General features: G+C 72.0%; 18 protein-coding genes. 7 read left to right on the forward strand and 11 right to left on the reverse strand.

All coding sequences use genetic code 11. From position 1 onward, the window contains the following. Nucleotides 1–9 precede the first annotated feature (9 nt). Genes AB0F70_RS01320 through AB0F70_RS01330 form a run of 3 tightly spaced genes read right to left on the reverse strand, consistent with a single transcriptional unit; the run spans nt 10 to nt 4498 of the window. On the reverse strand, nt 10–1788 hold the full coding sequence (locus AB0F70_RS01320) for an insulinase family protein (protein ID WP_357442660.1): 1779 nt from the start codon (nt 1786–1788) through the stop codon (nt 10–12). Continuing rightward, nucleotides 1785–3521 carry a hypothetical protein gene (locus AB0F70_RS01325; protein ID WP_357442662.1) on the reverse strand — a complete coding sequence of 579 codons (1737 nt, stop codon included), beginning with the start codon at nt 3519–3521 and terminating at the stop codon, nt 1785–1787. The genes AB0F70_RS01320 and AB0F70_RS01325 overlap by 4 nt, the downstream gene beginning before the upstream one ends. Further along, entirely contained in the window at nt 3518–4498 is a 981-nt protein-coding gene (locus AB0F70_RS01330) for a hypothetical protein (RefSeq protein ID WP_357442664.1), read from the reverse strand. The genes AB0F70_RS01325 and AB0F70_RS01330 overlap by 4 nt, the downstream gene beginning before the upstream one ends. Before the next feature lie 147 nt (nt 4499–4645). On the opposite strand from AB0F70_RS01330, the gene AB0F70_RS01335 reads away from it, so the two are divergent. Continuing rightward, nucleotides 4646–5860: a pyridoxal phosphate-dependent aminotransferase gene (locus tag AB0F70_RS01335; protein ID WP_357442666.1), complete on the forward strand. Its 1215-nt coding sequence runs from the start codon at nt 4646–4648 to the stop codon at nt 5858–5860. A gap of 91 nt (nt 5861–5951) precedes the next feature. Here the strand turns inward: AB0F70_RS01335 and AB0F70_RS01340 are convergent, their stop codons facing one another. The 7 genes from AB0F70_RS01340 to AB0F70_RS01370 all read right to left on the reverse strand — a co-directional run bounded on the left by AB0F70_RS01340 (nt 5952) and on the right by AB0F70_RS01370 (nt 15033). Continuing rightward, the gene (locus tag AB0F70_RS01340; RefSeq protein WP_357442668.1) at nt 5952–7574 is read right to left on the reverse strand and encodes an alpha/beta hydrolase; all 1623 of its coding nucleotides are present in this window, start codon (nt 7572–7574) and stop codon (nt 5952–5954) included. 50 nt (nt 7575–7624) lie between these two features. After that, nucleotides 7625–9712, reverse strand: a complete 2088-nt coding sequence (locus AB0F70_RS01345; RefSeq protein ID WP_357442670.1) for a hypothetical protein — start codon at nt 9710–9712, stop codon at nt 7625–7627. Continuing rightward, nucleotides 9709–9993: a hypothetical protein gene (locus tag AB0F70_RS01350; RefSeq protein WP_357442672.1), complete on the reverse strand. Its 285-nt coding sequence runs from the start codon at nt 9991–9993 to the stop codon at nt 9709–9711. The genes AB0F70_RS01345 and AB0F70_RS01350 overlap by 4 nt, the downstream gene beginning before the upstream one ends. A 60-nt stretch (nt 9994–10053) precedes the next feature. Further along, complete coding sequence (locus AB0F70_RS01355; protein ID WP_357442674.1) at nt 10054–12222, reverse strand: intein-containing Rv2578c family radical SAM protein; 2169 nt, start codon at nt 12220–12222, stop codon at nt 10054–10056. A 67-nt stretch (nt 12223–12289) separates the two neighbouring features. After that, complete coding sequence (hisS, locus tag AB0F70_RS01360) at nt 12290–13660, reverse strand: histidine--tRNA ligase (protein ID WP_357442676.1); 1371 nt, start codon at nt 13658–13660, stop codon at nt 12290–12292. Nucleotides 13661–13690: 30 nt separating this feature from the next. After that, complete coding sequence (locus tag AB0F70_RS01365) at nt 13691–14374, reverse strand: DinB family protein (protein WP_357442678.1); 684 nt, start codon at nt 14372–14374, stop codon at nt 13691–13693. Further along, nucleotides 14371–15033 (reverse strand): MBL fold metallo-hydrolase, encoded by a 663-nt coding sequence (locus tag AB0F70_RS01370; RefSeq protein ID WP_357442680.1) that lies wholly within the window; start codon nt 15031–15033, stop codon nt 14371–14373. Before AB0F70_RS01370 ends, AB0F70_RS01365 begins: the two co-directional genes overlap by 4 nt. 202 nt (nt 15034–15235) lie before the next feature. Here AB0F70_RS01370 and AB0F70_RS01375 point away from each other — a divergent pair, with 202 nt between their 5' ends. The 4 genes from AB0F70_RS01375 (at nt 15236) to AB0F70_RS01390 (ending at nt 19777) form a co-directional block, all read left to right on the forward strand. Continuing rightward, nucleotides 15236–16018 carry a peptidylprolyl isomerase gene (locus tag AB0F70_RS01375; protein ID WP_357442682.1) on the forward strand — a complete coding sequence of 261 codons (783 nt, stop codon included), beginning with the start codon at nt 15236–15238 and terminating at the stop codon, nt 16016–16018. Next, nucleotides 16015–17970: a DUF349 domain-containing protein gene (locus AB0F70_RS01380; RefSeq protein ID WP_357442684.1), complete on the forward strand. Its 1956-nt coding sequence runs from the start codon at nt 16015–16017 to the stop codon at nt 17968–17970. Before AB0F70_RS01375 ends, AB0F70_RS01380 begins: the two co-directional genes overlap by 4 nt. Before the next feature lie 72 nt (nt 17971–18042). Continuing rightward, a complete protein-coding gene (locus AB0F70_RS01385; protein ID WP_357442686.1) occupies nt 18043–18663 on the forward strand; it encodes a hypothetical protein in 621 nt (206 codons plus the stop codon). A gap of 10 nt (nt 18664–18673) precedes the next feature. Continuing rightward, nucleotides 18674–19777 carry a DNA primase small subunit domain-containing protein gene (locus AB0F70_RS01390; protein WP_357442688.1) on the forward strand — a complete coding sequence of 368 codons (1104 nt, stop codon included), beginning with the start codon at nt 18674–18676 and terminating at the stop codon, nt 19775–19777. A gap of 104 nt (nt 19778–19881) precedes the next feature. Here the strand turns inward: AB0F70_RS01390 and AB0F70_RS01395 are convergent, their stop codons facing one another. After that, nucleotides 19882–20151: a Rho termination factor N-terminal domain-containing protein gene (locus AB0F70_RS01395; RefSeq protein WP_357442690.1), complete on the reverse strand. Its 270-nt coding sequence runs from the start codon at nt 20149–20151 to the stop codon at nt 19882–19884. Nucleotides 20152–20291: 140 nt separating this feature from the next. On the opposite strand from AB0F70_RS01395, the gene AB0F70_RS01400 reads away from it, so the two are divergent. Then, complete coding sequence (locus tag AB0F70_RS01400) at nt 20292–20717, forward strand: hypothetical protein (RefSeq protein WP_357442692.1); 426 nt, start codon at nt 20292–20294, stop codon at nt 20715–20717. Nucleotides 20718–20731: 14 nt separating this feature from the next. Then, entirely contained in the window at nt 20732–21889 is a 1158-nt protein-coding gene (locus tag AB0F70_RS01405) for an ATP-dependent DNA ligase (protein WP_357442694.1), read from the forward strand. The last annotated feature ends 19 nt before the right edge of the window (nt 21890–21908 follow it).

Here is a 21908-nt window from a genome sequence, read left to right on the forward strand (position 1 = left end):
CGCCGGCCGTCAGTCGTTCTTCGGGTCGCCCTTGTCGACGCCGCCCAGCCGCAGGACCGCCCGGTAGGAAAGCCAGGTCACGCCGGCACTGACGAGACCCGCCGCGACGGTGAGGGCGACCTTGCGCCATGATCCGTCCCCGTCGAGCAGGCCACCCACCTCGCCGAGGACGACGACGGCGGACAGGAACGTGCCGCCGAAGGCGGCGAGCAGCACGAGGATCAGGGCGAGCGTGACCAAGAGCTTGCCGATCTCGAGCGCTGCCCTGCCGGTGCCGGCCGCCGCCGCTCCCGCGGTCCGGAGGATCCCGTCCTCCTCGACCTCGCGGTCGGCGCGTGCCCGTGCCGCCCGGTTGATCTGGTCCTTGTCCGGCCGTTCCGGTGCGGCCTCGCGGGGCACGTGCACCATCAGCTCATCGGGCACGTGCCGGTCGACGAGCTGTGCGATCTGCGGCCCACCCAGGTCGTCGTGGAGGGTCGGTTCGAACGGTATCTGTGCACCGTCCAGCCCGACCAGGAGCCGGCCGCCGTCCGGGTGGGCCAGCAGCACGGCGGTCTCGTCGAACCGGACAGTGGTCCGTGTCCGCCCGTGGCGCAGCGTGGCGCCCGCGTCGCCGACCACTACCGTCGCGTCGGCGTCGATGCGCTCGAAGGCTCGGCCCGAGACCGGTTCGCCCGCCCCGCGGGTGACGAGCGACGTGCCCGCCCAGCCCTGTCCGACGGGCGCGACCAGCAGCCCCGAGTCCCACGCCTGGTGCGCGAGCGAGACGACGTCGGCGGCGGTCACCGCGGCGAGCGCGGCGCGCCGCTCGGCCGGCGTCGGGACCGGTCGGCCCAGCAGGGTCCGGACCGCGCCGTCGGGCAGCCAGGAGGCTTCCTGGTGCGGTTCGTCGAACGTGACCAGGAGGTGTGCACGTGCTGCCTCCAGCTCGTCCGCGTCGACGGCGTACCGGAGCCGCCCCCAGGTGTCGAGGAACTCGCCCGTCGCCGCCGCGGCCGTCTCCGGACGCAGCCCCGCGGCGATCTGCAGCGTGACCCGCTCGCCGTCGAGGACATCGACCGACGTGGACACGTCGTACGTCCAGCCGCGGTCGTGGCGCAGGTTCTTGAACAGCGCCCGTCGAGCGACCTCCGCGAGCACGGCGGCTGCCGGAACGTCCGGCACGAGGGCGTCCCAGAGGACCCTGGCCCCGCCCGCCGGAGCATCGGCGGGAAGCGGCTGCTCCGGACCGTGGACGGGTGGCGGCAGCGCCGCCGGGCCGACGGCTCCCGGCAGCGGAAGGTCCAGGTCCTGCGCCGTCTCGCCGGTGAACCAGGCGACGGCGTTCGGACCGGCGAAGCGCTCGCGTGCCCAGGCCCGCAGGTGCTCGTCGGTCGCCCGGTACAGGCCCGTGTACTCGCCAGGCCCGAGGCCGTAGCCCTGCAACCCATGTCGCCAGGGCGGCAGCGCGACGCCGTCGGCCGCGCGCTCCCGCAGCGCACGGGTCTCGGTCCCGCGGTGCCGCACCGGCAGGTCCGCCAGGGCGCGCGACAGGTCGCGCAGCGTGGTCCGTACCCGGTCGTCGGAACCGCTCACGCGCACCTCGGTCACGGCGGGCCCCACCGAGGCGGCGACGTCGAGCCCCGGTCGCTCGACCGCACGGAGCGCGAGCGCGACGACGAGGGCGGTGGTGCCGCTGGTGGGCAGGGTCTCGTCGGCGTACCCGACCCGGAACACGAGCCCGCCCGTCGCCCGCCCCGGTCGGTGTGCGTACAGCTCGCGCGGGCGGGTCTGCGCGTCGGTGGTCATCGGCCTTCCTTCGGGTGTCGCTTCTTGATGAGGCCGTACGTCGCCCAGCCGAGGGCGAGCACGGGCAGGAAGCCCAGTCGGATGTTGGCGCCGAAGGCCTCCTGCAGGAGCAGCTGGCCGCCGCCGAGCACTACCACGCCTGCCACCCAGAGGCCGAGGACGAGGCCGACCGTCGCAAGCACGGAGCGTGGTCCGGCGTCGGCCTTGACGCGCGGAGCGATTTCCTTCGCCGGGGGCCGCGCCACCGGGATGTCGTCCGGATCCCGCGCGGGCAGGTGCACCACGACGTTCGGCGGCACACGGGAATCCACGTGCGCGGCGACCACCGCCGGATCCAGTCGGCTGTACAGGGTTGGCTCGATCACTATCCGGAACCCGTCCGCCCCGGTGAGCACGCGGGCGCCGTCGGGCACGGTCTCCAGCAGCACGCAGTCCTCGAAACGGACGGTGACGGCGCCCTGGGGGCTCACCGTCCCGACGCCGTCGGCCGCCAGCACGAGCGAGATGTCCGGTACGTCGATCAGCGCGAAGCTACGGCCCTCGGCGCGCTGCTCCGACCAGCCGGCCGCGGGGTTGACCCCCGCCCAGTCCATGTCGACCGGGCCGAACCACAGCGCGTTCCCCCAGGCCTCGCGGGCGACGGCCCTGATGTCGTCCGCCGTGACGCTCACTACCTGCTCCCGCATCCGCTCCGGTCCGTCGAGCGGGCGCCCGGTGACCATGCGGTGGGCCAGCCCGGGAAGGAGGTCCGCCGCGGGCGCCACCGCGGCCTCGGTCAGTTCCTCGATGGCTCCCGCACGTGCAGCGGCCAGGTCGTCGTCGGTCACGTGGAACCGCAGGCCGCTCAGCGCGTCGGCCAGGCCCCCGGCGGCCGCGCCCTGCTGCCCCTCGGCGCCCTGGACCACCACGGACAGGCGCGTGTGCTGCGCGTCGAGGAAGTCGTGGTCGACGTCGATGGTGCTCGCGATGTCGGCGGTGCCGCGCAGGTCGCGGTGCAGCACCTCTCGGAGCACGCGGGTCGTCAGGCCTGCGGCGGTGCCGCGGGGCACGACGGTGTCGAGCGCGACGCCGTCCTCCAGGCCGGTGAGGTAGGCAGGGCCTGCCCCCAGCACGTCCGTGAGGACCGGCGGCGGCATCCGCTCGCCCGCCGGCAGCCTCAGGTCGAGGCCCTCGGGCAGCGAGTCCGCCGTGACCCAGGCGACGGCGTTCTCGCGCGTGAACCACGTGGCCGCCCAGTCGAGCACCTCGTCGGTAGTGATCCGGTCGAGGCCCCGCTCGCCGTACCCGGCCAGGCCGAAGCCGCGAGCGCCGTGCCTGCTGATCCGGAGGCGTGCGCCGAAGCCGCGGTGCTTTCCAGCGGCCTCGGAGCGGAGGATGTCCTTCTCGGTGTCGATGAGATCGATCGGCAGGGCGCGCAGCGCCGAGCAGACGTCGTTCAGGTAGGTGACGACGTCGGTGGCGGAGCCGCCGACGTGGAACAGGGTGACGTCCGCGCGCGTCTGGCCGTTCAGGTGCGCCTCGCTGAGGACCTGGTCGCGCAGGGCGAGGTGCTCGATGAGGTGGGTGATGCCTGAGGTGGCGAGCGTCTCGTGCGCCGAGCCGACGCGGAAGATGATGCCGCCGCCGGTGTTGCCCTCGCGGGGCGCGAGGAGCACCGGCACGCCGTCGGCCTCGGCGAGGGTGACGCCGGGGAACTCGGACAGGTCGGGAAGCGGGAGCGGGACGGCGGTCATGCGCGTGCGCCCGCAGGGCCGCCGGCCACCTTCGCCGCGGCCTTGGCGGCGGCGTCACGCTGGGTGCGGTACATCTGCTCGGCTCCGTTGTAGTACCCCCACGTGCCCTCGACGGGCGCCTGTCCGACGGCGGCGAAATGCAGCCATGCATCCGCCGGCACTCCTGCCAGCGAGAAGAACATCGCGAGGTTCGCGTGGGCGGTCGCCGTGGCCGCGCTCGCCGTGTGCTGGGGGTCCCACACCGACTGCGTCGCCGCCTGGCGAACCCGGTCGACCATCGCCGGCGGGACGGTCTTCTCGCCGTCGACCCAGCGCTCGATCGCCAGGTCGACCACGAGCAGGTGGCCGAGCGACCCCGGTCCGGCCTGTGCGGCGCACTCCGTGACGAACGTCGAGGCCTGCTCCCACGAGCCGCCCCACTTGGGCACGATCTGCTGGAGGCAGGCCTGCTGCGCGGAGAACACCTGCGGGTCGAGAGCGGCCAGCCGGTCGTACCGGCGACGGGTCTCACCGACCCCGAGGCTCAGTCCGCGGGACGTCGTGATCCGGGCTTCCCAGGCGGGCAGGTAGCCGGGGTGCTGCGAGCACACGTCGAACAGGATCCGTTCGGCCCGGCGCAGCCAGTCGTGGAACTGCTCGAACTGGCCCGCGGAGACGAACTGCGCCCGGGCGTGCGACCGTGCCTCCCAGCCCTCCGTGACGTACCTGAGCGCGCGCAGGGTACGCGCGAGCGGCGTGCCGTCGTCGGCCGCCTCGATCGCCCCCGTGAGCCGGGAGCCGTCCTGGCCGACCGCGTGACCAGCGATCGTCCAGAGCGCGGCCAGGAGGTCGTCGTCCCTGGTGAGGCTGCGCAGGACGGCGAGCGCCGAAGCGAGGTCGCCCGTCTCGCAGGCTGCTCGCAGCGCGGCGCCGTCGGGCAGGTGTGCCCAGGGGTCGAAGAATTCGGCGGTCGGTGCCGCGTCACGTGTGGTGGCCATCAGTTACCTGTCCGGGTGTTCGAGTATTGGGGGCGTCACCGCCCGACCGGAGGCTACTGGCGCGGTGGATCCTGTCCGGCCGGAACCAGCTGGTTGCCCGGGTGAACTTCGTACGACGCCGGCCGTGCGGTCTGAGAACATGAGCCGGTGCGAGAGATCAAGCAGAGCCGCAAGCTCAAGTCCGTCCGCTACGACGTCCGGGGTCCGATCCTCGAGGAGGCGTACCGGCTCGAGGCGGAGGGTCACAAGGTCCTCAAGCTGAACGTCGGCAACCCGGCGCCGTTCGGGTTCGAGGCGCCCGAGGCGATCCTGGCGGACATGATCCACCACCTGCCCGACGCACAGGGGTACAGCGACAGCCGGGGCATCTACTCGGCACGCACGGCGGTCGCGAACTACTACCAGACCCACGGCCTCGACACGCGCGTGGACGACGTCTTCATCGGCAACGGCGTCTCCGAGATGATCAGCCTGGTGCTGCAGGCACTGATCGACGACGGCGACGAGGTGCTGATCCCCGCGCCGGACTACCCGCTGTGGACCGGGGCGGTGAGCCTGCAGGGCGGCAGGCCGGTGCACTACCTCTGCGACGAGTCCAACGGGTGGAACCCCGACCTGGAGAACATCGAGTCGCTGATCACTCCCGCCACCCGGGCGCTGGTGGTCATCAACCCGAACAACCCGACGGGCGCCGTCTACAGCGAGTCGACCGTCAAGGGCCTCGCGGAGCTCGCCCGCAAGCACGACCTGATCCTCCTGAGCGACGAGATCTACGAGAAGATCCTGTTCGACGGCGCCACGCACCACCACACCGCGACCTTCGCCGCCGACGACGTCCTGTGCATCACGTTCAGCGGCCTGTCGAAGGCGTACCGGGTCTGCGGCTACCGGTCGGGCTGGGCCATGATCTCCGGCCCCAAGCACCGGGCCAGGGACTTCCTCGAGGGCCTCACCCTCGTCGCGAACATGCGCATGTGCGCCAACGTGCCCGCGCAGCACGCCATCCAGACGGCGCTGGGCGGCTACCAGTCGATCGAGCAGTTCATCGTGCCCGGCGGCCGGTTCTACGAGCAGTCGATGCTCGCCGACAAGCTGCTCAACGCCATCCCGGGCGTCACGTCGGTGCGGCCGCGCGGGGCGCTGTACTGCTTCCCGCGGCTGGATCCTGAGGTGTACCGGATCGAGGACGACGAGGCCTTCGTCATCGGGCTGCTGCGCGACAAGAAGATCCTGGTCACGCACGGGACCGGCTTCAACTGGCCGGAGCCCGACCACTTCCGCCTCGTGACGCTGCCCGACGTCGACGTCCTCACCGAGGCGATCGGCCGGATCGCCGAGCACCTGGAGACCCTGCGCGCCTGAGAGCCGTTTCCACGAAGTAGAGCGCCTGTCCGGGTCCCCCTGTTGTTACCAGGGACACCCGGACAGGCGCTCTACTTCGCGGAGACGACGGTCAGCCGGCCGGCGCGAACGGCACGAGGTCCTGCTCGCAGACCGCGCCGTCCTCGGCCTCGAGCGTGACGAGGTACTCCGCGATCGCCGCGTCGGCGCAGTTGCTCCTGCCGATCGTCGTGTGCCCCCAGCCGTCGACGGTGAGCATCCGGGCGTCCGGCCACAGGGAGGCGTACGGCGCGGTGAAGTGGTAGCTCGTGGCCGGGTCGAACCGGGTCCCGATCACGAGCACCGGCTGCTGCGTCGTCTGCTCCCACGGGCCGGCGTACGCGTCCTCGTCGTCGACGGGGACGAACTCGCACTGGATGCCGAGCCAGCCGCGGAACAGCCCGAAGTGCGGGTACTGCTCGTTGAGCGCCTCGACCTTGCCCGGGTAGGACGACACGCGGCCCGGGAAGTCGGCGTCCGCGCAGACGGGGCCGACCTGGCCACCGATGGACTGATAGTCCTCCGAGACACCGAGGCGGCGCAGCAGCTCGCTGATCGACGGGCCGGAACCCTTGGCCTCGGTGCTCGCCGACGGGGCCACGCCCGTCATGAGCGCGAGCTGCGCGACGAAGGCCGCCTGGTTCGTCCAGTCCGCCGAGTCCCACATCGTGAAGAACATCTGGCCCACCAGGTGGCCGTACCCGAACGTCATGGTCGTCCCTGGGCCCGTCGGGAGCTCGACGGGCTGCTCCTTCAGCGCCGCGTAGACACCCTCGACGACCTCGGCGGGGTCACCCAGGGCGTTGAGCGCGCATCGCTCGCCCGCCTCGGTGCACAGCCGCACGAACTCGGCGTAGGTCTCGCTGGCTCCCTCCGCCTGCCGGATCCGGTCGCCGAAGAGCTTGCCCTTCGCGTCTCCCGTCCACACCCGGGGGTCGAGCGTGCCGTCGAGCACCAGCGCGCGCACGTTGTCCGGGAAGAGCTTCCCGTACGTCGCGCCAAGGACCGTGCCGTACGAGTAGCCCACGTAGGTGAGCGTGTCCTCGCCCAGCCGCTCCCGCAGCACGTCCATGTCGCGGGCCACGTTGGCCGTCGACGCCGTCGCCAGACGGTCGCCACCGAAGATCGTGCAGCCCCTGGCGAGCGTCGCCGCCTCACGGACGAACCGAGCGTTCTCCGACTCGTCCTGCGGGAGGATCAGGCTCGACGCCATGAACTTCTGCTCGTCCGCCAGCGTGGGGAAGCACGTGGTGGGATCGGACATCCCGATGCCGCGCGGGTCGAAGCTGACGATGTCGAAGCGCTCGCGGACGGACGCGTCGAAGAGCCCCGCGCCGATCCCGTGCAGGGTCGCCACGCCGGGCCCGCCGGGCCCGCCGAAGTTGACCACGACGCTGCCGATGCGGTTCTCCTGGTCCAGCGCGGGCAGGCGGGTCACCGCGACGGTAGTGGTGGGCCCCTGCGGCTCGTCGTAGTCGGAGGGCACCTCGATCTCGGCGCAGTCGAAGGCGGCAGCGGCCTCGTTCGCGCACGTGGTCCAGGGGATGTCGGCGGCAGACGGTGCGGCTGACGGTGCCGCTCCGGTCGCCGACTGGGCGGGCACCGCACCCACGGTCAGCGAGCCGACGAAGAGTAGGGACAGGACTGGGGTCAGGGTCGCGCGTGCTCGGCGCGACGCCGTCGAGCGCAAGATCATGCGCCGAGTGAAACAGGTGAATCCGACCTGCGCCACGAAAGTTCGTCCGGTCAGGGGTTCTTCGCCTTGGTGCGGGGCAGTGCGTACAGGATGGTCTCGTCGCCCTGCGGTGCCACGACGAACGCGATGTTCTTCGTCACCGCCGCGACCTGTGCAGCCTCGGCGGGGGTCTCGGCGGGGGTCTCGCCGGGGGTCTCGCCGGGGGTCTTGGCGGCCTTGAGCTTGACGCCGTCGGGGCCCACGGTCGCGACGATCGGCTTGCCCTGACTGGTGCCGTAGACGGTCCGCCCGAACACCGCTTCGGGAGTCATGTCCTTGAGGTCGGCGACCACGGGCTTGGGACCGACGTCCACGAGGACCGGCCCGATCGTCCGGGCAGAGCCCGCACGGTCCCGCAGGGGTTCGGCGTCGGGCGGGAACGCGGACGAGCGGACCATGGCGCTCGCGCGGATCGTGTTGCGGTCCAGGCCGACCAGGGCCAGGACGTCCTTCGCCGAGTCCTTCGTCCGCCAGACGACGGCCAGCTGGTTGCCGCCCACCGCGATCGCCGCGGTCGGGTCGCCGACCGCCTGCTTGGGCCGGGGCAGGTCCTTCCGGACCGGGTCCCCGTCAGGCGGAATGGTCCACCAGGCACCAGGCCCGACCGCGATGACGTGCTGGGCAGTCGCGGCCACCGGCGTCGCACCATCGGGCACCTCCAGGGTGACCGTGGCGCTCTTCTTGTCCAGGAGGGCCACTTTCTGGTCCGGGAGCACGATCAGCGGGGCCGGGCCGCCGTAGGTGACCGCGGCCTCCTCGCTGCCGAGGTCGATGGTGGTGGGCGCCACCCTCAGAGGGTCGGGGGCTTTCAGCGGCCACACGTGCAGCGTTCCTGGGCTGTCGGCGGCCAGCACGGGTTCCCCGCCGATCTGGGAGAGGCGCAGGCCGTAGACGGGGTCCTGTCCTTCCCAGGTAGTGGTTCCCGTGGCCCGGTCGAAGATCGTGAACGTGTCCTGCCCGTCGGACGCGGCAAGCACTCCGCCGTCAGGGGTGAGCAGGATCTGCGGTTCGTCGCCGACCGGGACCGACCACAGCGCCGTCCCGTCAAAGCCGGGGGGTGCCTGGACGGGGAGGGTCGCTCCCGCGCCGGGCAGCGCGTCCACGGGGGCGGTCGGTCCGGGCCCGGGAAGGTTGCCGGTCAGCGCGACCACGCCGAACGTCCCGGCAGCGACCAGCACCACGGCCCCCGCGACGGCGACCGCGAGGAGCGCGGGACGACGCCGGCGTGGGACCACCGGCTCGGCCGGAGCAGGCGCGTCGTCCACTGCCTCGCCATGGGTTCGCACGACGGTGTCGACGTCGGGCGGCTCGAGAAACGGTGCGGTGCCGACTTCCTCACCAGGGGCTCGCACGAGCTTGATGTCGTCGGGCAGCTCGAAGACCGGCGCGCTGCCGACGGCCTCGCCATGGGCTCGCACGGACGTGATGTCGTCAGGTACCTCCAGCAGCGGCGTCGCGTCGACCACTGCTTCGCTGCGGGCGCGGGCGACGGTCTGGTCGTCGGGCAGCTCGAAGGGCGCGGCCTCGACGAGTTCACCGTGGGCTCGTACTACCGTGTCGTCGTCGGGCAGCTCGCGGGACGCCGGCTGGTTGACCGGAGCGGAGTCGGTGATCTCCTGAGGCCCGGTCGAGATCGGTGTCGCCTGAGCCTGACGGGCAGCGCGCGCCCACGCGTCGGTGTCGGGCTTCTCGACGGCGGGCACCTCGACGGTGGGGTCCTCGACGGCGGGGTCGGCGGGGCCGGTCGCGGGCAGCTCGGAGGTTGCCCCCGCGCCCGCGCCTGCCGTGCTCGGTGCGAAGACCGAAGGCGACGGCGCGCTGGGCGCGGGGCCCGCCGGAACGCCGTCGTCGGCCTGGACGCGGCCGTCGGGGTGCACGATCAGGGACCACTGCCCGTCCGGCTCGCTGGCCAGCACCCGCACCGGGCGCTGGAGCTCGGCAGCGGTGTCGGCGATACGCGCGAGGATCGCCAGCCGGGCTTCCTCGACGGTGGATGCCTGGACCGGGTAGCTGGTGCCGTCGATCGTGAGCTCACCAGTGCCGTCGGGCCGGGCCACGGCCTCGATGCGGGGCCACTCGGGGACGGGGGCGGTGGTCATCGTGGTGCCTTTCTGGACTGCTGGCCGAGGGCGCGGCCTACCGTGGCCGGACAGGGTTGAGGATCGAGCTCGGTCACGGCCACACGGTAGCGCCGCAGGTCAGGGTACGACGTGTGGGTCCTCCGGTGCGGGTGAACGCCCGCGTGCAGGGCCGACATGACAGTCTGGGCGTCGCCGTCGGCCCACGGGCGCAGCTCGATGCCGCCACCGAGCGGGAACGCGGGCCGCGGAATCCCGGCGAGAGTGCCGGGCGCGACGGTATGCGGAACGAGCTCGGGCATGGCCACGCGCTAGCGCCGCGGGCCACGGTGCGGTGTGCAGGCCGTGGCGCGTGCGCTCCATCAGAACAGGGTCTCGCTCCCGACGTCCGCGACCAACGACGCCGCACCGGTGCCGTCGGCCCGCACCCCGCTGAACGCACCACGCGGGTAGTCGCCCTCCACGTGCTGTCCGCCCTCGTGCGCTCCGGCGGCCCGGGCGCGATGCATGGCCGCACCCCCGAGCCCGCGCTCGGCGATCAGCGGCCGCACCCGCTCCCAGAGCCAGTCGCGGTACCCCTTGTGCGCGTAGGCGCCGCGCGCGTAGACCCGGCCGTAGCCCTCCACCAGGTGCGGGTGGTCGCGTTCGAGCCAGCCCAGGTACCACTCCCGGGCGCCCGGCCGCAGATGCAGCGGCAGGACGGTGACGCCGGTTGCTCCCGCATCGACGAGGTCGTCGAGGAGCCGTTCGAGGTGGGCGAGCGAGTCGGTGAGCCACGGCAGGACCGGCGCGACCATGACGCCGCACGGCAGGCCAGCGGCCCGGATCGCGCGGATCAGGTCGAGGCGCGCGCGTGGCGTCGGCGTCCCGGGCTCGACGGCCTGCTGCAGCTCCTTGCCGGCTGGTGAGTCGGCGAACGCGAGCGACACCCCGAGACCGACGTCGACCGTCTCGGCGGCCCGGGTCAGCAGCGGCAGGTCGCGCCGCAGGAGCGTGCCCTTGGTGAGGATCGAGAACGGCGTGCCCGAGTCCGCGAGCGCCGAGATGATGCCTGGCATGAGCTTGTAGCGGCCCTCGGCCCGCTGGTACGGGTCGGTGTTGGTGCCGAGCGCGACGGCCTCGTGGGTCCAGGAAGGCTTGGCCAGCTCGGCGCGCAGCACCTGGTCGACGTTCACCTTGACGACCACCTGGGAGTCGAAGTCGTGCCCGGAGTCCAGATCCAGATATTCGTGGGTCGGGCGCGCGAAGCAGTTGTGGCTGATCACGCCGTTGGCGATGAAGTCGCCGGTTCCTGTCGTGATGTCGACCATCTCCGAGTCGCCCCCGAGGCTCTCGATGGAGACGACCCGCAGCGACACGGAGGTCTTGACGGCAGCACCGATGATCTTGAGCTTCCGGGTGATCGCCGGGTTGGTGAGCGCGAAGAACCGGCGCCGGCTGGACAGCCCGCCGATGACACGGATCGTGGCCACACCGATCTTGTTGGCCGGCTCCCTGACATGCGGTATGCCGAGCACGCCCATGGCCTTCATGGTCGTGGTGAGCATCCGGTCGTCCGAGTTGGAGATCCGCAGGATCTGACCATCGCAGCCGCCCTCCGCGTCGAAGATCCCAGCGAGAAAGCCGATGTACCAGTCCCGGCTCGGTTGGTCGGGCCACTCGATGATCTCGTGGATCGCCGCGAAGTTGGCTCGCTTGGCCGTGAAGATGCCGTCCACCGCGCGCCGCTTCTCGGTTGCGGGCGCGAACGGACGGCGGTCGGTCGCCACACCGGACGCGGCGAGATAGCTCTGCGAGCGGGTCAGGGCTTCCTCGTCGGCCAGGGCCAGGCGGAACATCGTGACCCGCGTCGTCCCGCCCCTCTTCCTGGGGTAGGTGCCGTCGAAGAGCATCCCGTCGCCTCGGATCATCCCCGTGAGGTAGCCACTCCGGTAGTCGGCGGACTCGGGCGGCGCGGTGTAGGCGTCGGTGACCATCCCCAGCCCGAAGCCCTGGAGCCGGTTGTTGGTCGTCAGGTACGGGCGCTGTCCGTCGCCCTTCGGCAGCGGGGCGACGTACTTCCAGCCGCGCTCCGTGAGGAATCGGTGATCACCGCTGGCCACGAGCTCCGTACCGTCCTCGAGCGTCACGCGGTAGGCGTGCTTGGTCGTACCCCAGCGCGCCTGAACCTCGGTCTCCACAAAGCGCCGGTACCTGCCGTCGGCCTCGGTCCCGACGATCCGGTCACCCACCATGACGTCCCGGATGGGCTTCTGACGGCCGTCCGCCATCAGGACGAGCGTCGACGGGTCCACGCAGTAGGTGCAGGCATGCGAGCAGCCGCGGTAGGGGTTGACCGTCCACTTGAACGGCATCTGCGATACCGCCGGCACCTTCGACATGGCGCTCTTGGCCAGCACCTCGTGGAAGGTCACACCCGCGAACTCGGGCGACCGGACGGTGCGCAGCAGCCCGGCGGTGCGCAACCCGGGCAGCTCGAGCCCAGGGAGCGCACCGTCGTCATGATCGATTGCCTGACCGTTCCAACGCATACCTGATTCGAACACTCGTTCGAACAGGCGTCAAGTTGTTACGCCCGCGGCGTCGAACGCCAGGCGGTCACGACACCGGGACGACCTGCGGCCAGCGGTCCGCGTCGGACGGCGCCCACGTCGCGGCGTCGGCGTCCACCTGCTCGCCGGAGCGGATGTCCTTGACCTGGTCGGCGCCCACCACGCCGTCCTCCCCCGCGGTGCCCGGGAACCACACGAACGGGATGCCGCGCCGGTCGGCGTACTTGATCTGCTTGCCGAACCTGGCAGCGCTCGGCGCCACCTCGACCGGGATGTCGCGGGCCCGCAGCGCGGTGGCCACGGCGTCGGACACCGCGCGATCCTCCTCGGACGACACCGCGACCAGCACCGCGGACGGCACCGAACGCGTCGCCCGTACGAGCTCCGCGGACAGGAGGCGCGACACCAGGCGCGAGACGCCGATCGACAACCCGACTCCCGGATACGTGTTCCTGCCGTCCGAGGCGAGCGTGTCGTAGCGACCGCCCGAGCAGACCGAACCGAGCTGCTCGTGCCCGACCAGCACCGTCTCGTAGACGGAGCCCGTGTAGTAGTCGAGCCCGCGCGCGATCTTGAGGTCTGCCACGACCACGCCCGGAGCACGCTCCGAGGCCGCAGCGATCAGCGCCTCCAGCTCGCCCAGGCCGGTCTCCAGCAGCTCCGTCATCGCGCCGTGCGACTCGGCGAGGGCACGGACCTCGGCGATCACCCCGACGTCCGACCCGGAGATGGACGCGAGCGCCAGGCAGGCCTTGGCCTGGTCCTCCGTGGCGCCGCACTCAGTGACGAGCAGACCGGAGACCTTCTCGGGACCGATCTTGTCGAGCTTGTCGATCTGGCGCAGCACGCCCTCGACGTCCTCCAGGCCGATGCCCCGGTAGAAGCCCTCGGCGACCCTGCGGTTGTTCACCAGGATGCGGACCGGCGGCAGGCCGATCCCGGCCAGCGAGCCGAGAGCCTCAGCGATGACGAGCGGCACCTCGACCTCGAAGTGGTACGGGAGCTCGCCCGCCCCGACGACGTCGATGTCGGCCTGGATGAACTCGCGGAAGCGGCCGTCCTGGGGGCGCTCGCCGCGCCAGACCTTCTGGATCTGGTACCGGCGCAGGGGGAACGCGAGCTTGCCCGCGTTCTCGAGCACGTAGCGCGCGAACGGCACGGTCAGGTCGAAGTGCAGGCCGAGCTGCTTGTCGGGGGTCTGGCCGTTCTCCTCCTGCAGCCGCGACAGCAGATAGACCTCCTTGGAGGTCTCACCCTTGCGCAGCAGCTGGTCCAGCGGCTCCACGGCCCGCGTCTCGATCCCGGCGAACCCGTGCAGCTCGAAGGTGTGCCGCAGGGTGTCGAGGACGTGCTGCTCGACGATGCGACCGTCAGGGAGCCATTCGGGGAAACCGGAGAGAGGAGTGGGCTTTGCCATGCCACAGATCTTCCCACGAGCGGAGCCCTGTCAGCCCGGCCTTTCCACAGGCGCGTGCGCGACCAGCCGGTCGAGCACCTCGAGCTCCCCGCGTTCGTGCCACGCGAGCCGGCGCAGCACCTTGACGCTGGTCCAGCTCCCGTTCCGGTCGGACGACGACTCCAGGTGCAGCGCCATCTGGGACACGACGCGCCGCACGTGCGCGCCGGACTCCTCGAGCTCGGTCACGAGGTCGCTCGCCCGGTCCCGCGCGGGGAGCCCGAGCATCGGCAGGTAGTAGCGCGACTCGGTGTCCGCGATGTGCAGCGCTAGCTGCCCCACCGTGTGCCACCAGGCGTAGGGCGGCAGCACGCGGTCCGGGTCGCGGTGTGCCAGCACGCTGGGCGGCGCCGCGCGCACCAGATCGAGGGTCCTGGCCCGCGCGTGCTCGAGGATCGTGAGCGTCGTCTCTCGTTCCGCCTCCGACGCCGGTACCCGGTCCCGGGCGAACACCGTCTCGTCCCCGGTCCGCGCGCGGTCCACGCACTCCGCGACCTCGAGCGCCCCGGCCTCGACTGCCATGGCGCCGAGGCCGCACCGCATGCCGAGGTCGGCCAGCGCCGCGGCGTCGTCGGGTCCCTGGCCGCAGGTGCCCCAGTGCTCCAGGTCGAAGGTCCACGCCGCCGACGAGCCGGCCGCCGACATCCCGGCGCGCTGGTCGACGTAGGCCCTCATATACGTTCCGCGGCGAGGAACGGGTTGGTCTCCAGCTCGTGCGCCACGGTGGTGGCAGGCCCGTGCCCTGGCACGACGGCGAGCGCCGGGTCCAGCCCGCGCACCACCTCACGCAGCGTCTCGCCCATCACGTGGTCCGAGCCGCCGTGCAGGTCGGTGCGGCCGACGGAGCCGGCGAACAGGACGTCTCCGGTGAGGATCACCGTGTCGTCGGGGCGGTAGAGGGTGGAGCCCTCCGTGTGGCCGGGCGCGTGCAGGGCGTGCAGGATGACCTGCCCGAAGGTCAGCACGGCGGACCCGCCGGGTGTGGTGAACGTTTCGACGACGGCGGGCGCGCGGTAGTCGTCGCGGTGCAGTCCGAGCGCGGCCTCCAGTGCGGGGCTGAGGGTGCCGAACGGGTCGGCGATCCGGTAGGCGTCGGCCTCGTGCAGGTACATCGGGATCTCGTACCGTGCGCAGATCTCGCCCGCGTCCCACGTGTGGTCGGCATGCCCGTGCGTGGCGAGGACCGCGCGCGGGGTGAGGCCTTCGTCGTCGACCAGGCGCGTGACGGCGTCGGCTACTCCTGCGCCGGCGTCGACGACCACGCAGTCGGTGCCGGAGGACACGACGCAGCAGTTGGTGCCGAAGACGGGTGCGACCACTACACGGAGCTCCACGAAGCCCACGTTAGCGGCTGGCGCCCTCCCTGACAGGCCCTCTTCACCCCTCGGTGAAAAGGTTCAGACAGTACGTCCTGGCATCCGATGCCTACACTGTCCCCGCACGGGGTGATTCGCCCCGGATCCGGCAGTGAATCGGTCCAGCGTGGCCAAGCCCCGGGTCGAGGCGAGCACAAGAGAGCACGGAGAAGGGAACGCGGTGGCGTCCAGCAAGCAGCGGCAGCGCGCGCAGCAGGCCAGGCAGGCGGAGAAACGAGCGCAGCGGCAGGCGGTCAAGCGCGCCCACAAGCAGCGCGTCTGGGGCCTGGTCGCGCTCTTCACCGTGCTCGCACTGATAGGCGCGTTCGTGGTCGCGGCGCTGATCAACGACAACGCGAGCGACGACAACGCGCCCGAGGCGTCCGGCGCCTGCCCCGCGGGTGTCGAGGAGGCGCGCGACGACTACGAGCTCGCCGACCCGTCGGTCGCCGAGGACCGCACGTGGACGGTCACGCTGCAGGCTTGCTCGGGCGACACAGAAGCGGACATCGTCCTCGAGCTCGACGGCCAGAAGGCCCCGCAGGCCGTCGCCAACTTCGTCACGCTCGCCCAGGGCGGCTACTTCGACGACACCGGCTGCCACAGGCTCGTCACCGAGGGCATCCACGTGCTCCAGTGCGGCGACCCGACGTTCACCGGATCCGGCAGCCCGGGCTACTCGTTCGGCCCGATCGAGAACGCCCCGGAGAACGACGTCTACCCCGCGGGTACCGTGGCGATGGCGCGCCGCGGCGGCGACGCCGCGTCCATGGGCTCCCAGTTCTTCCTCGTCTACGAGGAATCGACCATCCCTTCCGACGCAGTCGGCGGGTACACGGTCTTCGGCACGATCACATCTGGCTTGGACTTCGTCCAGGCAGTCGCTGACGCGGGAACGGCGGGCGGCGCACCTGACGGTGCGCCCGTCACCCCGGTCACCATCGAAGGAGTTGAGACCCAGTGAGCGAACCCACTTCCCGCTCGGCAGAACCCGTCCAGCAGGACGCGCCCGCCGAGCCCGTGGCCGAGACTCCGACCGCAGCCGAATCTCCCGCCGAGGCGGTGAGCGAGGCAGCAGAGGTGACCGAGGCGCCGGCCGAGGTGGAGGTACCCGAGGACGCCGCCGAGGCGGCTCCGGCCGCCCCCGTCGAGGAGCCCGTCGTCGAGACGGCTCCCGAGGTCGCGACCGAGGCCCCCGCTGAGGAGGCCCCTGCCGAGGAAGCTCCCGTCGCGGAAGCCGCTGTCGAGGAGGCTCCCGTCGCGGAAGCTCCCGTCGCGGAAGCTCCCGTCGCGGAAGCTCCCGTCGAGGAAGCTCCTGTCGAAGAGGCTCCCGTCGAGGAAGCTCCCGTCGAAGAGGCCCCCGTCGCGGAAGCCGCTGTCGAGGACGCTCCCGTCGAAGAGGCTCCCGTCGAAGAAGCTGCCGTCGCGGAAGCTTCTGTCGAGGAAGCTCCCCAGGCGGAGGCCGAAGCCCCTGCCGAGGTGACGCCGACCCCGGCTCCTGCCGCCCAGCCCGCGCCCTCGAAGCCGGCCGCGATCCCGTCGCCGGCCGCGCTCGCGAGGCCGCGTCCGCCCAAGCCGGGCGCGCCGTCGGCCGCTGCGGCACAGGCTGCGCCGGCCGCCGCCCCCTCGCCCGTGGTGCCGGTGGCCGACGCCGCCGCGCACGCCGAGGCGGAGAAGTTCGGCCGCGTGGACGACGATGGCAACGTGTACGTCCGCGACTCCGCGGGTGAGCGCATCGTCGGCCAGTTCCCTGGTGTCACCACCGAGGAGGCGCTGGCGCTGTACGTGCGCCGGTACCTCGACCTCGCCGCGAAGGTCGGCCTGTTCGAGGCCCGCCTGGACAGCGCCGACCTGTCGGTGCGCGAGATCGACCAGACGCTCCAGAAGCTCGGCGAGGAGACCGCCGAGCCGGCCGCCGTCGGCGACCTGGATGCCCTGCGGGCACGCGTCGAGACCCTGCGCGGCCGTGCCGCCGAGCGCCGGGCCGCACTCGAGGAGGCCCGGTCCGCCGCGAAGGCGGAGGCCGTCGCCGCCCGTACCTCGATAGTCGAGTCCGCCGAGAAGATCGCGGCGACCGACCCGAGCAAGATGCAGTGGCGCCCCGCCGGCGAGGAGCTGCGTCTGCTGCTCGACAGCTGGAAGGAAGCCCAGCGCTCCGGGCCGCGTATCGACCGCCCGACGGAGGAATCGCTCTGGAAGCGGTTCAGCCACGCCCGCACCGCGTTCGACCGCGAGCGCCGGCACTTCTTCGCCGACCTGGAGCAGCGCAACAGCAGCGCCAAGATCGAGAAGGAGAAGCTGGTCTCGGAGGCGGAGTCGCTGGCCACAAGCACGGACTGGGGTTACACCGCGGGTGCGTACCGCGACCTCATGACGCGCTGGAAGGCGGCGGGCCGTGCGTCGCGCAAGGACGACGACGCCCTGTGGGCCCGGTTCCGGGCCGCGCAGGACCGGTTCTTCGAGGCACGGGACGCCGAGAACGCCGTCATCGACGCGGAGTACGGCGAGAACCTCAAGGTCAAGGAGGAGCTGCTGCTCGAGGCTGAGGCGCTGGTACCGGTCAAGGACCTGAACAAGGCCAAGGCCGTGCTGCGCAACATCCAGGAGCGGTGGGAGGAGGCCGGCAAGGTCCCTCGCGGCGACATCCAGCGTGTCGAGGGCCGGCTGCGGGTTGTCGAGACCGCGATCCGCGACGCCGACCAGGCGCAGTGGAAGCGGAGCAACCCGGAGACGCGTGCGCGTGCCGAGGGTGCCGCGGCGCAGCTCCAGTCCGCCATCGAGGGCCTCGAAGCGGACCTCGCGGCCGCTCAGGCCAAGGGCGACAAGCGCAAGATCTCCGAGCTGGAGGCCGCGGTCGCGGCCCGTCGCTCGTGGCTCGAGCAGGTAGTCAAGGCGGCGGAGGACTCCAAGGGCTGACGCCCCCGGAGTTGTCCACAGCGGGCCCGGTCGCACTGTGCGACCGGGCCCGTTGCGCGTAGGTTCTGCCCCATGCAGTCCCCTGGCACCTCTCTCGCCGCGCTCCTCGATCCTCGTCCGGCGCCCGCGCGGCTGGTCGTGACCCCTGCGCACGTGGGTGGGCAGGTGGCGTGGTCCGACCTGCGGCGGGCAGGTGCCCTGGTCGAGCTGCGGGACGGCGTAGCCGTGGCCGCGACGGCGGTGGTCGGCTCGGGACACCGTGCGCTGGTGCTCGCGGACGACGTCGCCGTGCGGTGTGTGCTTGCGGCCTCGACTGCCGCCTGGGTGCACACGGGCGTGTACGACGGCGTCGTCGCCCCGGCCTGGCCGGCCGGAGCGCCGGTGGAGCTGGCCTACTCCCCCGACACGCACTGCCCCGCCCCGCGCCCGGGCCGGATCGTACGGCGGGCGCCCGGTCTGGCGCGGGACACGGTCCGGCTCGCGGGGGTGCCGGTGACAGGGCTCGTCCGGACCACTCTCGACGTCGCCTGCACAGCGCCGACGGCGTCCGCCGTACCCACCCTGGTGGCCCTGGCCGAGTGCGGGGTGGACCTGCGGCACGCCACGCGGATCCTCGACCGGCGGGTCCGGGTGGTGGGCCGTCCAGCGGCGCACCGGGCGCTTTCAGCAGCGCTGGAGCAGCTTGCGGGCTAGGTTCTAGGGCATGGCCGCATCCAAGACACCGGCGGTGGAGCTCGACGTCGCAGGCCGCACCGTGCGCGTCACGAGCCCGGACCGCGTCGTCTTCCCCCGTGGAATCACCAAGCTGCAGGTCGTCGAGTACTTCGTCGCCGTGTCCGACGGCATCACCGGCGCCCTCCTGCACCGCCCGACGACGCTGGAGCGCTGGCCCAAGGGCTGGCACGAGGGTGCGCGCCTCGCGACGCGGATGCCGAAGCCGGACGACCCGAAGGGTGACGGCTTCTATCAGAAACGTGTCCCGAAGGGCGCGCCGGACTACGTGGAGACCGCGACGATCGCGTTCCCGTCGGGCCGGACGGCGGACGAGGTATGCCCGACCGAGCCCGCGGTGGTGGCCTGGGCGGCCAACATGGGCACGCTCACCTTCCACCCGTGGCCGGTGCGGCGCGACGACGTCGAGTCGGTCGACCAGCTGCGGATCGACCTCGACCCGCAGCCGGGCACCGACTTCGACGACGCGGCAGCCGTCGCCCCGCACCTGCGGGAGCTGCTGGGTGAGCTCAACCTGACCGGGTATCCCAAGACGTCCGGCGGGCGTGGGCTGCACGTGTTCGTACCGCTCGAGCCCCGGTGGACGTTCACGCAGGCGCGGCGGGCGACCATCGCGATCGGGCGGGAGCTGGAGCGCCGGCTGCCGGGCAAGGTCACCACCCGGTGGTGGAAGGAGGAACGGGGCGAGGCCATCTTCGTCGACTACAACCAGATGGCCAGGGACCGCACCATCGCCTCGGCCTACTCGATCCGGGCCAACGGGAAGGCCACCGTGTCGATGCCGCTCGACTGGGACGAGGTCGCCGACGTGCACCCGGACGACTTCGACGTCCTGTCGGCGCCTGCGCGGTTCGCCGAGCGGGGCGACCTGTTCGCCGAGCTGCGCGCCGACCGCGACCCGGAGCTGGACTGCTCGCTGGACTCGGCCCTGGAGCTCGCGGCCCGGGACGAGGCCGACGGCCTCGAGGACCTACCCTACCCGCCGGAGTACCCGAAGATGCCGGGCGAGCCCAAGCGCGTCCAGCCCAGCCGCGACAAGGACCGGGACAAGACCAATGACCCGGCCCCCGACTGACCTGTTCCCCCTCCGGCCGCCCCGCGCCCTTTGAGGTCTAAGTTGCTCCGCTCTGAATGGGTTCAGAGCGGAGCAACTTAGACCTCAAAGGGGTCAGAGGGTTGTCAGTGGGACCGGAGGGCCTTGATGAGGTCGTCCTTGCGCATCTTGGAGCGGCCTTCGATGCCGATCTCGGCGGCGCGCTTGCGCAGGTCCTCGGCCGTCCAGTCGTCGTATTCTGGCGACTTGCCACCCTTGCGGCCGACGCTCTTGCGGGACGTGTTTGCCGCGGCGTTCGCGATCCGCGCCGACTTCTCCTTGGAGTTGCCGTCGTCGCGGAGCTTCTCGTAGAGCTCCTTGTCCTTGACGCTCGGGCCTGGGTCACGCTTCGGCATGGCTGCTCCTCCCGCTCAGGCTGACCGTTCACCATCAGCACCGTTCCCTCCACGATGGCCCAGCCCGGAGCGGCTCGCACGCGCGGCCCGACACTGGTGCGGACCGATGAGTTCCGCCCCGCGGCGCCGTCGGAAGGGGCATGGGAACCCTGAGCTACTTCGCGAACATGTCCGCCGACGGGTACACCGTCGACGCCGACGGGAGGTTCGGCTGGGCGACGCCCACGGACGAGGTGCTCGCGTTCATCAACCAGATCGAGGAGGACGTCGCCGTCTACGTCCACGGCCGGCGCATGTACGAGACGATGGTCTACTCGGAGACCCACGACCCGGGCCCCGACCCGCACACGACGCGGTACGCGGAGATCTGGCGGGGCGTGGAGAAGGTCGTCGCGTCGTCGTCCCTGCCCGAGGAGGCGGTCACGTCCGCGCGGACCCGGCTGGTGCGCGACCTGCAGCTCGGCGGCCTGCCCGCCATGCCGCCCGACGCCCGGCTGAGCCTGCGCCTCGTGGACACCCGGACGTTCGCGAACGGCGCCGTCTACCTGCGCTACGTCCCGCGCTGAGGCAGGCTCGTACCGTGACCACACTCAACCTGCCCGTGCAGCCACCGGTCCGGCCGATGCTCGCCAAGAGTGTCGCGTCGATCCCGGCCCAGTCGGAGACCGACGTCGGTCCCGCCTACGTCTACGAGCCGAAGTGGGACGGCTTCCGCGCCATCGTCTACCGCGACGGCGACGAGGTCCGGATCGACTCACGGAACACCAAGCCGATGGACCGCTACTTCCCGGACGTCGTCGCGGCGGTCCGGGAGGCGCTCCCGGAGCGGTGCGTGGTCGACGGCGAGATAGTCATCGCGCAGACGCCGGACGGCGGCGCGGCGCACCTGAACTTCGAGCTGCTGTCCCAGCGCATCCACCCGGCGGCGTCGCGCGTGAACATGCTCGCCGAGACGACGCCCGCCGCGCTGGTGGTGTTCGACGTCCTCGCGCTGGGCGACGAGTCGCTCATGGACCGGCCGCTCACCGAGCGGCTCACGGCTCTGGACGGGCTGGGGCTGACGGGCCCGCTCGTGTTCGCCACGCCCCGCACGCTGGACGCCGCGGTGGCCCAGGACTGGTTCGGCTCGTTCGAGGGTGCGGGGCTCGACGGCGTCGTCGCCAAGCCCGCCGACGGCCCGTACGCCCCCAACAAGCGCGCGATGCTGAAGATCAAGCACACCCGCACGGCAGACGTCGTCCTGGCGGGCTATCGGCTGCACAAGACCTCGACGCCCGAGGCCCCGGTGCTGGGCTCGCTGCTGCTGGGCCTGTGGGACGAGTCCGACGACGGTCCGCGGCTGCAGTTCGTCGGCGTCGCCGCGTCGTTCTCGGCGGCCCGGCGCGCGGAGCTGGTCGAGGAGCTGGCGCCCCTGGTCGTGGAGCCCGGCACGCCGGCGGCGGACGAGCACCCGTGGCACGGCTGGACCGACCCCGCGAGCGGCGAGGCCGGCGACCGGCTGCCCGGCGCGCAGTCGCGCTGGAGCTCCGGCAAGGACCTGTCGTTCACTCCCCTGCGTCCCGAGCGCGTGCTCGAGGTGGGCTACGACCACATGGAGGACATGCGGTTCCGGCACACCGCGCAGTTCAAGCGCTGGCGCCCGGACCGCGAGCCGGCGTCGTGCACCTACGAGCAGCTGGACGAGCCGGTCGGCTTCGACCTGGGCGAGCTGCTGCCGGGGGCACCAGGCACGGCCTGAAGAACGATGCCCTCCCCCA

Source organism: Promicromonospora sp. NPDC023805 (assembly GCF_040639635.1).
Lineage (GTDB): Bacteria > Actinomycetota > Actinomycetes > Actinomycetales > Cellulomonadaceae > Promicromonospora.